This window comes from Streptomyces sp. Inha503, from assembly GCF_047215865.1.
Taxonomy (GTDB): domain Bacteria; phylum Actinomycetota; class Actinomycetes; order Streptomycetales; family Streptomycetaceae; genus Streptomyces; species Streptomyces lycopersici.
In genome coordinates this window covers 6055543-6068582 of sequence record NZ_CP178360.1, presented here as the reverse complement: position 1 = coordinate 6068582, position 13040 = coordinate 6055543, and the positions used below count along the sequence as shown (strand labels likewise).

The 13040-nt window shown below is 69.5% G+C and carries 10 protein-coding genes; 3 read left to right on the top strand and 7 right to left on the bottom strand.

The annotated features are described in order from the left end of the window. Window positions 1-201: 201 nt before the first annotated feature. From ACJX2R_RS24870 to ACJX2R_RS24840, 7 genes are all read right to left on the bottom strand, one after another. On the bottom strand, window positions 202-891 hold the full coding sequence (locus ACJX2R_RS24870) for a response regulator (protein ID WP_262706128.1): 690 nt from the start codon (window positions 889-891) through the stop codon (window positions 202-204). Then, window positions 888-2795, bottom strand: a complete 1908-nt coding sequence (locus ACJX2R_RS24865; RefSeq protein WP_413101929.1) for a PAS domain S-box protein — start codon at window positions 2793-2795, stop codon at window positions 888-890. Before ACJX2R_RS24865 ends, ACJX2R_RS24870 begins: the two co-directional genes overlap by 4 nt. Before the next feature lie 2 nt (window positions 2796-2797). Continuing rightward, entirely contained in the window at window positions 2798-3229 is a 432-nt protein-coding gene (locus ACJX2R_RS24860; protein WP_044573182.1) for a hypothetical protein, read from the bottom strand. 245 nt (window positions 3230-3474) lie between these two features. Then, a complete protein-coding gene (locus tag ACJX2R_RS24855; RefSeq protein WP_413101928.1) occupies window positions 3475-4905 on the bottom strand; it encodes a hypothetical protein in 1431 nt (476 codons plus the stop codon). A gap of 24 nt (window positions 4906-4929) precedes the next feature. Then, window positions 4930-6717 (bottom strand): ArnT family glycosyltransferase, encoded by a 1788-nt coding sequence (locus ACJX2R_RS24850; protein ID WP_413101927.1) that lies wholly within the window; start codon window positions 6715-6717, stop codon window positions 4930-4932. After that, the gene (locus tag ACJX2R_RS24845) at window positions 6707-8002 is read right to left on the bottom strand and encodes a glycosyltransferase (RefSeq protein ID WP_413101926.1); all 1296 of its coding nucleotides are present in this window, start codon (window positions 8000-8002) and stop codon (window positions 6707-6709) included. Before ACJX2R_RS24845 ends, ACJX2R_RS24850 begins: the two co-directional genes overlap by 11 nt. Further along, a complete protein-coding gene (locus ACJX2R_RS24840; protein WP_413101925.1) occupies window positions 7999-8508 on the bottom strand; it encodes a GtrA family protein in 510 nt (169 codons plus the stop codon). The genes ACJX2R_RS24845 and ACJX2R_RS24840 overlap by 4 nt, the downstream gene beginning before the upstream one ends. A 294-nt stretch (window positions 8509-8802) precedes the next feature. Between ACJX2R_RS24840 and ACJX2R_RS24835 the strand changes: the two genes are divergently transcribed. The 3 genes from ACJX2R_RS24835 to ACJX2R_RS24825 all read left to right on the top strand — a co-directional run bounded on the left by ACJX2R_RS24835 (window position 8803) and on the right by ACJX2R_RS24825 (window position 13039). Continuing rightward, window positions 8803-9981, top strand: coding sequence for a S8 family serine peptidase (locus ACJX2R_RS24835; protein ID WP_413101924.1), 1179 nt, complete (start codon window positions 8803-8805; stop codon window positions 9979-9981). A gap of 18 nt (window positions 9982-9999) precedes the next feature. Then, window positions 10000-11073: a glycoside hydrolase family 6 protein gene (locus ACJX2R_RS24830; RefSeq protein ID WP_413101923.1), complete on the top strand. Its 1074-nt coding sequence runs from the start codon at window positions 10000-10002 to the stop codon at window positions 11071-11073. A 1618-nt stretch (window positions 11074-12691) separates the two neighbouring features. After that, window positions 12692-13039, top strand: coding sequence for a response regulator (locus ACJX2R_RS24825; protein ID WP_262706120.1), 348 nt, complete (start codon window positions 12692-12694; stop codon window positions 13037-13039). Window position 13040: the final 1 nt, after the last annotated feature.

Below are 13040 nucleotides of genomic sequence, written 5' to 3'. Positions count from 1 at the left end.
GGTCGGGCCCCCATCCGTAGGGGCCCCATCCGTAGGGCGGGCCCCATCCGTACAGCCCCATCCGTACAGCCCCATCCGTACGGGCCCCCATCCGTACGGGCCCGTCCAGGTGGACCCGTACGGCGAAACACCGAACGGCCCCCGCACCAGAGGGGGCCACCGCCGTACCGAAGGCGGACACGGGTCAGATCAGCCCGTCACTCACTCCTCCGGCCCCTGGGGCTGCGCGGGCTTGAAGCCGAATTCGGCGGCCTTCGCGACCGCCTCCAGCTGCGAGCGCGCCTCCAGCTTCTCCAGGATCCTGCGCACATGCGTGCGCACGGTGGCGTAGCTGATGCTCAGCCGCTCCGCGACGGCCCGGTTGTCCAGGCCGTGGCTCATCAGCGTGAGGATCTCCTGCTCGCGCGGGGTCAGGCTCTCCAGGCGCTCGGTCTGCTCGGCGGTGGACCGCGCGTCCTCGCGGTGCCGTGCCAGCACCTCCACCAGCGTGCTGGCCGGGATGAGGGTCTCGCCCTCGGCGGCCGAGCGGATGGCGGACGCGATCTCGTCGCCGCTCGCCGACTTCAGCAGATAGCCGCAGGCGCCCGCCTCCACGGCGGCCAGCAGCGCCGAGTCGCTGGCGTCGGCGCTGAGGATCACGATGGCGACGGACGGGTCATGGGCCCGGATGCCACCGGCCGCGTCGGCCCCGGTGCCGTCGGGCAGCCGGAAGTCGACCAGCGCCACATCGGGCTTCATCTCCTTGGCCATCGGTACGGTCTCGGCGACCGAGTCGGCCCAGCCGACCACCGTCAGATCCGAGTACTCGGCCAGCAGGGCCCACAGCCCCTCGGCCACCACCCGGTGGTCCTCGACGATCAGCACCTTCGTCAATTCGGGAGGTGCGGTCACGGCTGCGGGTCCCCTTCGGGGGAGTCGGGGGTGGCGAGCGGCGCGCCCGGGGGAGCGCCGAGCGGCACCCAGAACTCCACGGTGGTGCCGGAACCGGGTTCGCTCTCGATCCGGCACCAGCCGCCCGCGATCTGGGCCCGCTCCTGGATCAGGGAGAGCCCGAGGTGGCCGGGGCGGGACTCCACCTCGAGCGGGTTGTAGCCCTCACCGTCGTCGACGATCCGCACCAGGCAGCCGTCATCGAGCCCGAGCAGCTGCACATGGACCGTCTTGGCGTGGGCGTGCTTGCGCACGTTCACCAGCGCTTCCTGGGCGGTCCGGTAGATCAGCGCCATCGTCTCGGCCGGGGGGTGGGCGGTGAGCCGGTCCTCCAGCCGGTAGGTGACGCCGGTCTCGGTGCGTATCTGCTCCAGCAGGCCGCGCAGCGCCCCGGCCAGGCAGCCGTGCTCCAGGCTGGACGGCCGCAGGTCGAAGATCAGCTGGCGCAGCCGGCTGAGCGAGAGCTTCAGGGTCTCGTCCAGCTTGTCCATCACCCGCTGCTCGTCCGGGTCCCGCAGCCGTCGGCGCAGCTGCTGGAGGCGGAGGCTGGCGGCGGTGATCACCTGGATGGTGTCGTCGTGGATGTCGGCGGCGATCCGGCCGCGCTCGGCCTCCTGGGCGTGGACCAGATGGCTGAGCAGCGCCTGGCGGTCGCGGTCGGTGACCTCCAGCAGCTCCAGGCTGCGCTCCAGGACGAACTGGGCGCGCTGCACCTCGGTGATGTCGCGGATGGTCAGGACGGTGAGCAGGCCCTCCTCCGTACGCAGCGGGCTGATGCTGACGTCGGCGGGGAACTGCTTGGCGTCGCTGCGCCGCCCGACCAGCTCCATGCTGTGGCCGACCGGTTCCTCGACGCTGTCGTCCCATTCGCGCAGCGAGACGGTGAGCGGCTGGTCGGGCAGCAGCGCCTCCACGGCCCGGCCGATCAGATGGTCGCGGTCGTAGCCGAAGAGCGCCTCGGTGCGGTGGTTGGCCGCCTGGATCCGGCCGCCGGTGTCCACGATCAGCATCGCGTCCGGGGAGGACTCGATGAGCTGGCGGAACCGGCTCTCGGCCGCCCGCAGCTGGCTGAGGTCGGCGACGAAGACCACCCCGCGGGGCTGTCGGCCCTGTAGGTGGCCGCCGCTGAACTGGGCGGGGAACTCGCTGCCGTCGCGGCGGCGGCCGCTCATCGCGGACGGGGTGGTGAAGACCCGGCCGATCAGCTGCTCGGAGGCGGTGCGGTAGCGCTCGGGGACCAGGTCCCGCAGCCGCTTGTCGCGCAGCTCCGCCGAGCCGTAGCCGAACATATGCCGGATGTGGGCGTTGGCGTACTCGATCCGGCCGCGCGGGCCGACCACCAGCACTCCGCAGGGGGCGTGGCCCAGCAGCTCCAGATACGAGTCCTCCAGCCGGTTGCCGACCAGGTCCTCGAACCGCCAGGAGGCGCGCTCGGCGCGGCGCAGCGGCTCGGCGCAGTCGGCGAGCAGCTCCGCGGACATGCTGAACTGATCGCGGGCGGCCCGGATGATCGCTTCGAGGATCTCCTCGGCGGGGGTGCCCTTGACCAGGTAGCCGCTGGCCCCGACGGCGAGCATGTTCAGCACGGTCTCGCGTTCGCCGTGGGCGGACAGCGCTACCACCCGGGCCTCCGGGACCTGGTCGCGGATGGCCCGGACGCTGCTGGGGGCGTCGCCCCGGGGCATGTGCACATCCATGATCACGACCTGTGGGCGGTGTTCCACCGCCGCGCGCACGGTCTGCTCATGGTTGATGGCCAGGCCCACCAGCTCCAGGTCCGGGTGGGAGTCGATGAGGTCGGCGAGCGCCTCACGGACGGCCGGGTCGTCATCGGCCACCACAACGGCGATCCGGTTATCGCCCATCGCTACCCACCTCCCTTGAGGACGGCGCCCTGCAACTCGCGGGGCTCGAGTTCATCGCGCCGGCAGTGCGCCAGCGACGGCATGACCGCGGCCAGCGGCGCGACCAGCACGTTGTAGTGGCTGCCGATGCGGTCGCAGACGGCCACCGCGGTCGCGGCGTCCCAGACCGCGGCCCAGAAGGCCCAGTCGTGCTTCTTGTGGTTCCGCGCGGCGTCCAGGGCGGCCCGGCGCGCCACCGAGGCGGCGACCAGGATCCGGTACCGCTCCTCGGGCGTGGTGGTGCGGTGGACCACTGCCCAGCCCTCGGCGCGGGTCTGGCTGGACGTCTGCTTCCACAGATCGGCCACCCGGTCGATCTCCTCCGGGGAGAGGTCCTCGATATGGGTGAGGAATTGTAGGACTCTTCGTGAGTTAGGGCCGAAAACTACGCTCATAGGACACTCCAGGACGCATGGTACATCTATGGAACTGGTGAGCCGCCCGGGTGAGCCGCCCCACGGCCGTCGGCGGCCGGTCGCTCCCTGGAACGTGGGCCTGTTTCCCCGCCGTGTCCGCCGTTTTCCGCGGCTTTCCGGCGCTTTCCTCGGCTTCCTGCCGCTTCCCGCCGCTTTCCGCCGCTTCCCGGCGGACGGCACGGACCGGCCCGGCCCACGTTCTCCCTCGGCGCCACTCGCGGTCCCTAATCCCCGCGGCCCTGGGACATGTTGATGCTCGCCCTGGCGACGCCACCGCTCTTCTGGCCGATGAGCTGGAAGGACACACCGCTCTCATCCGCCGTAGTGATCTTGTACGAGCCCACGGCCGCCGCCTTGCCCCGGCTGTCCACCTGGAAGGTCCCGATCTTGCGCTGGGCCTTCGAGCCCGATCCGGCGTAGGCGTTCACCGTCTCGCCCGGGGCGAACCCCGCGACATAGAAACTGAGCGTGGTGCCCGCCCTGCCGCCGAAGGCGCTGGGCTCGGCGGACGGGGTGTACGGCAGCACGGTGAAGCCCGAGCGGACCACGGCCCGGCTCTGGTCGCCGATCGCCATCAGCGTCTGCCGCCCCTTGAGGCCGAACGGCACGTTGAACGCCACGTCGCGGATCTGGCCCATGCCGTTCGCCTGGGCGGTGAAGGCCGGCAGACCGCCGGTGGAGTTGATGTAGACCAGCACCCGTTCGCCGGGCGCGAACTTGTTGGCGGACAGCGTGATCCGCTGGCCGGCCTTGAGCGCGTACGGCTTGGACTTCATCGAGGGGTACATGGCCAGCATCTGGAAGGGCGCGGTGGCCGTGGTCTTGCTGCGCTTGCCCACCAGGACCAGGGTGCTGGAGCCGGTCGGGGCCACGCCCACCTTGATCGCAGCGTGGGCGACGCCGCCGCTGCCGTCGGTGTGCAGCGTGGTGACGGGGATACCGGTGGTCCGTCCCCAGAAGACGTCGATCGGCTCACCCGGGCGGAAGCCGCGGGCGGAGACCGTCACCACGTCGCCGGGGCGGCCCACCATCTTGTTGATCTTGGCGGTGCCCACGGCGCCGCCGGTGATCACCTTGGCCTCCGCCGTCTTGCTGCTGCCGCGCTGCTGGGCGACCAGCGTCGCGGGCCGGTTGCCCGCGCTCTCGGGCATGGTGAACCGGGCGTAGATCGATCCGAACTTGTCCGAGCGCACGCTGCCGATGGCGCGGCCCTTGGTGTCCGACTTCCGGGCCTTGAGCAGGATGTCCACCGTGGCCTTCTTGTCGAAGCCACCGCCCTCGACCGCGGCGCTGCCGCCGGGGTTCACCAGACCCGGGTTGATCACGATGATCGGCCCGGATGCCTGGGGGACCCGCTGGTTGCCCAGCTTGATGGTCTTGGGCTGCTTGGGCGGGCGTATCTCCTGCTCCTGCCGGGAGTGGTGCTCCTTCTTCGGAGCGCTCCCGCCCCCGCCGCCGGTGGTGTTCAGGGCGCCTCCGAAGCCGCCGCGCGCGACCACCTGGACGAGCGATCCGACGATCGCGAAGACCACGAGTGCGAGCAGGACGGTCTTCCAGGTGAGCTTTTTCTTCTTGTCACCGTCGGGGGTGTGCTCCTCGTTCTCGGGATCATCCCTGTCCTCCGGAACATCCCAGTCGTCGTCGTACTCAGGCATGGCCTTCACCTCCTCTTCCCATGGCTACTGCACACGGTAGATTTCCAGCTTGATATTGCCCTGGGTATCCGACCAGACGCGGGTGGAATTGCGCAGCGCCTGGAGAATCCAGTTCTCCCGGCCGTCGGAATTGTTGGTCATCATCGATTTGCGCATCTTGTTCGACATGATGATGTAGTCGACGTTCTGCCATCTCTTCTTGAAGAGCTTGTCGCGCACATCCGGGTCGGACGAGGCGTTCCAGTGGGAATGTGCGTACGGGTAGAACGGGCGCACATCGTGCAGTTCACCCCACAGGTCGTCGTCCATGATGATGCGCGAATTCGGCGGTACGTGCTTGCGCACCCAGGCGATCTGGGCATGCTGCATTCCGGTGAGGTTGATCTTGGACTGGTATTGGTCGGCGATCTGCGTACGGCCCTCGGTATTGGTGTGGACGAGATATCCGGAGGCCGGTGACACCAGCAGCAGAACGGCGACGAACGACGGTACGGCGACCCGGGTCAGGGAATGCGCGCCGCGCATGAACCGATTGGCGAACGACCCCTTGAGCAGCCGGTCGATGATCATGCCGATATTGAGCGCGAACATCGGGATCAGCGGAGTGACGTAGAAGTCCAGCACCACGCTGCCGCGCACCAGGTAGAAGGCGTATCCGAAGGCCAGCGTCCCGGCGATCAGAAAGCCCAGGTTGCGCCTGCGGTCCCGCGTGCCGATCCACAGGCACATCACCATCGCGCACACCCCGGCGATCAGCAGGAACTTGTCCCGGACCAGCCAGCTGGTCTGGAGCAGACCGGTGTGGCTGAAGAGGGTGCCCTGGTTACGGTTGAGCTGCCACCACAGGGTGTAGAGCAGCGAGACATGGTCGGCGGGCGGGTTGTTCAGGTCGAAGTCGAAACCGCTCGGCAGCAGCTCGTTCTTGAGCAGTGCGTAGGTCACGTAGGCGCCGATCGGGGTGGCCGCGGCGAACGGCCAGAGGGTGCTGGTGAACCGGCTGCTGGCCGATCCCTTGACCCTTCGGTAGAGCAGGTACATGAAGCTGGGCACGAAGAAGATCGCGTTCTCCTTGGTGATCAGCGCGATCCCCAGCGCCAGCCCGCCGCCGAACACCGATCTGATCGTGACTTCCCGCCTGAGCAGCATGAACAGGCTCAGCAGCAGCCAGAGCATCATCAGGTTGTCCAGCAGGACCTGCCGCTGGAAGTACACCGCGATCGGCGAGACGTTGAAGAGGAACGAGGTGACGGTGGCGGCCAGCACACTGCCGGACAGCCGCCGGGCGATCTCGAACAGCAGATAGACCGCGGCGACATGCACCAGCAGCATCAGGAACCGTCCGGTGTTGATCGCGTTTCCGAAGGTCTCGAACTGCTTCGGCAGCGGGAAGATCCACCCGGCCAGGGTGATCCAGCCCAGCGGGGCGTGGTCGTAGTCGTAGGTGTACGGGGACAGGCTGGTCTCCCGCACCACCGACCACGCCCGCTGCATGTAGATGCCCTCGTCGGTGAGGTAGAGGGGGTAGCGGAACAGGTGGTAGCCGTGGGTGAGCAGCCCGGTCAGCAGGGAGGCGACCAGGGCGATCCGGCCCTTGTTCCCCAGCGGCGGGAACCAGCCGCGCTCCACGGAGAACCGCGGACGGCGGCGGCGCGGACGCCGTGCGGGGGCCTCGGTGTCCTTGTCCGCGGTGGTGCGGTTGCCGGGCGCGGTGCCGTTCCCGGCCTTGGTGGCGTTCTCCGGGGCGGTGCCGTTCCCCGCCGTGGTGGCGTTCCCCGGCGCGGTGCCCTTGCCCGTGGTGGGGTTATCCGACACGCGACTCCGCCTCCTCGGTGGTGGCCCGGTGGGCGCCTACGTGCTGTGTCTTCTCCCAGTCGTGGCGGCCGAGCATCTCCCGCCGCATGGCCCGCAGCGCGGCGTACGCCAGCACCATCTGGAAGGGGAACCAGGCGATGGCCATGCGCACGAGCGCCTTCGGCGAGGCCTCGAGGCCGTGGGCGCCGGTGAACTCGTACAGGCCGACCGCCTGGACCAGAAAGTGCGCGGCCAGCAGCAGAACGGGCAGATAGGAGCAGAGCGCGATCAGCACCGGCACCTTGAGGATCAGAATCATGCCGAGCGAGATCGGCAGATAGATGCCCAACAGCGCCTGTCCGCGCGGGAACACCAGGACGTAGAAGGCGAGCCAGCGCTGTTTGCGCGTCGGCATCTTCTTCCAGGTGCCCTTCTTCAGGGTCTGCATGAAGCCCTGGCTCCAGCGGGTGCGCTGCCGGATGAAGTGGCCGAGGGTCGGCGGGGTCTCCTCCTTGGTCACGTACCGGTCGTCGTAGACCACCCGCACCCGCTCGCCCATGGCGGATATCCGCAGCCCCATGTCGGCGTCCTCGGTGAGGTTGCGGTCGTCCCAGCCGCCGAGCCGCAGCAGCAGCTCACGGGCGAAGAAGACGGTGTTGCCGCCGAGCGGGATCGAGCCGTAGTGGGCGTGGTAGTGCAGCCGGCTCTTGAACCAGAAGAAGTACTCCAGGACATTGAGCGTCGAGTACCAGTTGGACTCGTAATTCATCAGCTGCACACCGGCCTGGACCACCTTGACCTTCTCCTGGACCATCACGGTGTTCACCAGGGAGAAGATCTCGGGGTGGATGTCGTCCTCCGCGTCGAAGATCGTCACCACTTGGTTGGCGGTGTGCGGAAGGGCCGTGTTGAGGCCGTGCGGTTTGTTGATCGGCTTGTCGTCGAACACCACGACCCGCACATTGTGCAGCCCTTTCCGCTTCAGGTCGTCGATCTTCTCCTCGGCCTTTTTGATCGTGCCGTCGTCGTCCTGTGAGCAGATCACGAAGACCTCCAGCAGCTCGGCCGGATAGTTGGCCCGCACCACGCGCTCGATGGTGCTCTGGATGACGTCTTCCTCATGCCGGGCGGGCAGCAGGACACTGAAGGAGATCTGGGGCGGCAGGAATTCATCCGGCGCCCGGGCCCTCCGTTCGGCGTCCGCCCGGTCCCAGGTGTAGAGCATGAGATAGAGGACATGGGCCGACTGCACGGTGAGCAGGATCGAGACCACGATCAGCACCAGGTAGACGATGGCGACAATCATCGGCTCCGCCTCCCCCAGACCCAGCCGGTACTCGACGCGAAGTTGACCGCGAAAGCCGCCGCGATGCCGAGGCTGTTCGCCAGCAGCAGATGCATTCCGGTGCGCACCAGTGACCAGACGATGAGCACATTGACCCCCAGTCCACCCAGGACCGAGACATTGAACTTGATGAATCGTCCGAGGGATGGCGTGGCCACCGCGAAGGTCCACCGGTCGTTCAGCAGGTAGTTGTGAACGACGGCGATTTCCACCGCTATCGACGACGCCGCCAGCAGCGGCAGTCCGACCCAGTGATAGAGGACGAAGAGGACCACCGAGTTCACGACCACACCGCCCCCGCCGACCACCGCGAAACGCAGGGCCAGACCGGGCATGCCCGCCATCGGGTTCCGGATCTGGCGGACTCGGAACAGCATTCCGGCCCGCCTGTGGGCATTACGGTCGGTGCTGTCCGCCTCTTCGCCCGGCTCTCCGGTGCGCTCGCTGAACGTTCGGAAACGCTGCATCGCGACTCCCTCGGCAGGAGGCTCTTATCGCCGTTGACCCAAGAGTGCGTCACCCGAAAAGGAGGTAGTACCCGCGCCCGGGGGAGCGGGTGGTACACCTTCGGCGGACCCTTCCTATCCCCCGTATTGGTGAGAGCCGGGGCCGGGGTATCCGGACCGGTCCCCCAAAGAAGGGACGGGGCGCTCACTCTCTCGCGGGTGCCAGTACCTGCGGGGGATGCCCAAAGATGAAATGGGCCGGACGGCCTTGCGTCCCGTGCGAGGAGAGTAGGTGACGTAATGTCAGGTCACGTGATGTCACGCCATCCATTCGCCGGCCGGGCCGGAGCGGTCATCGCCGTGATGACACTCGCACTGGCCACGCCGGCTGCGGCAAGTGATTCCGAATCCGGTGGTCTGCGCGATTCTGGTGGGCTGCACGATTCCGAATGGGCGCTGACCGCGCTCAAGGCGGAGCGTGCCTGGAAATTCAGCAAAGGCGCCGGAGTGACCGTGGCGGTCATCGGCACCGGAGTCGACGCCTCCCATCCGGATCTGCGCGGCCGTGTGGTCCGCGGAAAGGATTTCGCGGGCGGCACCGGCGGCTTCGGCACCCGGGACGGCGGCAAGGCGGCCGAGCAGTCCACCCATGCCGCCGGAATCATCGCCGGCACCGGCCGCAATTACCGCGGCGACGGGGTGTACGGGCTCGCGCCCAAGGCCAAGGTGATGCCGCTCGGCGTCTACCGCGACGGCAAGCCCCTCGCCGACCCCACCGCGAAGGCCATCCGGCACGCGGTGGACCATGGCGTGCGCGTCATCGACCTGGCCGTCAACTTCAAGCGGCCGACCCCCGCACTGCGGTCCGCGGTGAAGTACGCCGTCGGCAAGGACGCCGTGATCGTGGCCGGCGCGGGCGACAACGGCAAGATCGGCAACCGGCCCACCTACCCGGCCGCCCTCCCCGGAGTGGTCGCCGTGGTGGCCACCGACAAGAAGGGCGCCGTCTGGACCTCCTCCCACCACGGCGGGAAGACCCTCCTGGCCGCCCCCGGCGTCGCCATCCTCACCACCTCCGGCGACAACGACTACTGGACCGGCGACGGCACCGGCTTCGCGGCGCCCTGGGTCGCGGCGGGCGCCGCGCTGCTGCGCTCGGAGCACCCCCGCTGGAACGCCAACCAGGTGGTCCAGAAGTTGATCGACACCGCCGACCGCAAGGGCTCCTCGGGCCATGACCCGCGCTATGGGTACGGGGTGATCGCCCCGGCCAAGGCGCTGGCGGACCGGGCCGCTCCGCCCGCCTCGGCCGAGCTCTCCGCGCCCCGCCGCCATCCGTCCGCCACCCCGGCCGCCGCCGCCCCCAAAACCGAGGGGGATGAATCCGCCCTGGTCACGATAGGTGTGGTGGCCGGGGTACTGGTGGTGCTCGCGATCGTGGCGGTGGTGCTCATCAGCCGCCGCAGGCCGCCCGACAACTCCCACCACGGCTGAGGCCGGGCAGGACTCGCCATGATCACGAAACTGTGCGGCCGCGACCGCCGCCCCCGCCCGCCGGCGCGTGCCCGCACCTCCCGGTGGGCGGGGCGGGGCATCGCCCAGCTGATCGTGATGGTGCTGGTGGTCGAGGTGGTGATGGCGGCGACCACCGTGCAGGCCCTGTTCGTGGGCCCGGTGCGGCCGCCCGCCGGCAGACCGTCGCTCCCCGTGGCCAAGCCGTTCTTCCCGGCCACGACGCGCTTCTACGTCGATCCCCACAACCCGGCCGCGACCTGGGTACGGGACCATCCGCACGACCGGCGGGCGGCGGCCATCGCCCGGCGGATCGCCGCCGAGCCCCAGGCCGCCTGGCTCACCGAGACCAATGAGTCCCTGATCGAGGAGCGGGCCCGCAACCTCGTCCGCACCGCCGCCGCCCAGCGACGGCTGCCGGTGCTGGTCCCCTACACCATCCCCCAGCGCGACTGCCAGCAGCTGAGCTCCGGCGGCGCCGGGGACACGGCCGCGTACCGGCGCTGGAGCGACGCCCTCACCCGGGGTATAGGGGACGGGCGCGCGATCGTCATCCTCGAACCCGACGCGCTGGCCCATATGAGCTGTCTCAAGCGGCGGCAGCAGGCGGATCGGTTCGCGGCGCTGGCGTACGCGGCGCGGGCGCTCCAGCGGGGCGCGCCCCGCGCCCGGGTCTACTACGACGCCGGGAACTCCGGATGGCAGCCCGCGCGGACCATGGCCGAGCGGCTGCGGCGCGCCGGTATAGAGCGGTACGGGGACGGGATAGCGGTCAACGTCTCCAACTTCAACGCCACTGCCGACGAGGTGCGGTACGGACTGTCCGTGATCCGGGAGCTGCGCCGGCCCCGGCTGGGGGTCGTGGTGGACACCAGCCGTAACGGGGCGGGACCCACGCGTAACCACAGCTTCTGCGATCCGCCGGGCCGCAAGCTGGGCAGGCCTCCCACCGCCGCTACGGGTATCCCCGGGGTCGACGCCTTCCTGTGGGTCAAGCAGCCGGGCCAGGCGGACGGCTGTGCCGCCGGTGCGGGGATGTTCGTCCCCCGCTACGCATACCGGCTGACGCGCTGACGCTCCACCCTCCTCCTGGCACGTGCCCGCCCGAGCGGCCCCCTCCTGGCACGTGCCCGCCCGAGCTCGGCGCCTGCGGCGCGCTGCTCCCCTCCCCGCCCCTCCCCAAACTTGGGGCTCCGCCCCAGCCCCCAAAACCGGGACTCCGCCCCTGGCCCCGGACGGGGGCTGCGCGCTTGCCCCCGAAGCTGGGCTGTGCCCATGGCCCCGGACCGGGGCTTCGCCCACGGCTCCGGACGGGGGCACGCCCCTGACCTCGGGCGAGGTTGTGTGCCTGTTCGGCGCCTGCGGCGCGCTGCTCCCCTCCCCGCCCCTCCCCAAACTTGGGGCTCCGCCCCAGCCCCCAAAACCGGGACTCCGCCCCTGGCCCCGGACGGGGGCTGCGCGCTTGCCCCCGAAGCTGGGCTGTGCCCATGGCCCCGGACCGGGGCTTCGCCCACGGCTCCGGACGGGGGCACGCCCCTGACCTCGGGCGAGGTTGTGTGCCTGGCTTCAAACTGGGGCTCTGCCCCTGGCCCGGGCGGGGGTTGTGCGCTTGGCCCCGAAGCTGGGGCTGTGCCCATGGCCTTGGACCGTGGCTTCGCCAATGGCCCCGGACGGGGGCTGCGCCCCAGGCCCTCGGGCGGCGGCTGTGCCCCTGGTCCTGGGCGGGGGTGTGTGCCTGGCTTCGAAGCTGGGGCTGCGCTCCTGGTCCCGGGCGGGGGTTGCGCCCACTCCGAAACCGGGGCTGCGCCCGAGACCTCCGGGCGGAGGATGTGTGCTTGGCCCCGAAGTTGGTGCTGTCCTCCTGGCCTCGGGCGGGGGTTGTGCCCCTGGTCCCGGGCGGGGGCTGCGTCCCTGACCTCGGGCGGGGTGTGTGCCTGGCTTCGAAACTGGGGTTGTGTCCCTGACCTCGGGCGGGGCGCCTGGCATCGAAGCTGGGGCTGTGCTCCTGGCCTCGGGGGCTTCGCCCATGGCCTCGAAACCAGGGGCTGTGCCCGAGGCCTCCGGGCGGGGCTGTGCTCCTGGTCCCAGCCCGGGGTTGCGCCCCACACCCCAGGCCAGGGGCTGCGCCCCAGATCCTCGCCCCGGGGCTGCGCCCGAGGCTGCGCCCGAGACCTTCGGGCGGGGTTGTGCTTCTGGTCCCAGCCCGGGGCTGCGCCCAGGCCCTCCGCCCCGGGGCTGCGCCCCCACACCCCCAGGTCAGGGCTGCGCGCCCAGCCTCCGCCCTGGGGCTGCGCGCCCAGCCTCCGGCCCGGAGCTGCCCGAGGCGCTCGGGGTCCAGGGGCGAAGCCCCTGGTAACGGGAAGGGGCGGGGAGGGGCAAGACCCTCCGGGCAGACCCCCCGTAGGCATGTCTGAGGGCTCCCTGGGCGGTTCCGGGGCGGGCTCTGGGCACCGGCTGGGCCCTCTCGATCAAGCCCCTGAGTCGCCGGACCACCCCCCAAAACGGACATAAACCGTATAAAACGGCCGAATTCTTCTACCTCAACTGAGGTAGGCGGAATTCGGCCGTTTGGTGTGCCCGGAATTCCTGCAATTGAGGTACGCAGATTTCAGCCAGGCGTACGGCGATTCCGATCACGGTCACTCCCTAATGTCGTGAAGCGAAAGGACAAGCCCCGAAGGAGCTCCAATCGATGCACAGAGTTCTCGTCGTGGAGCACCACCCATTGGTGTTGAGTGCTCTCGCCGATCTCGTTGTCGAGGAGCCCGGACTGGAGCTATCCGGAATTGCAGGGTCGGCCCGAGAAGCAATTTCTCTGGCCAATCACATGCAGCCGGATGTGGTGCTGATCGACGTGGATGAGCCCAGCTGGCGAGCGCAGCGGTTGGTCCGCCTGATCGGCGAACTCCTACCGTCCGCGCGGATTGTCCGGCTGACCGCAGTCTCCGACCCGCAGATGGAATGTCTGGAATCTCCGACGAACAACCCCAGCGTCCTGAAAACCGCAGTACCCGATTTGCTCAGGAGCATCTCCGAATGAA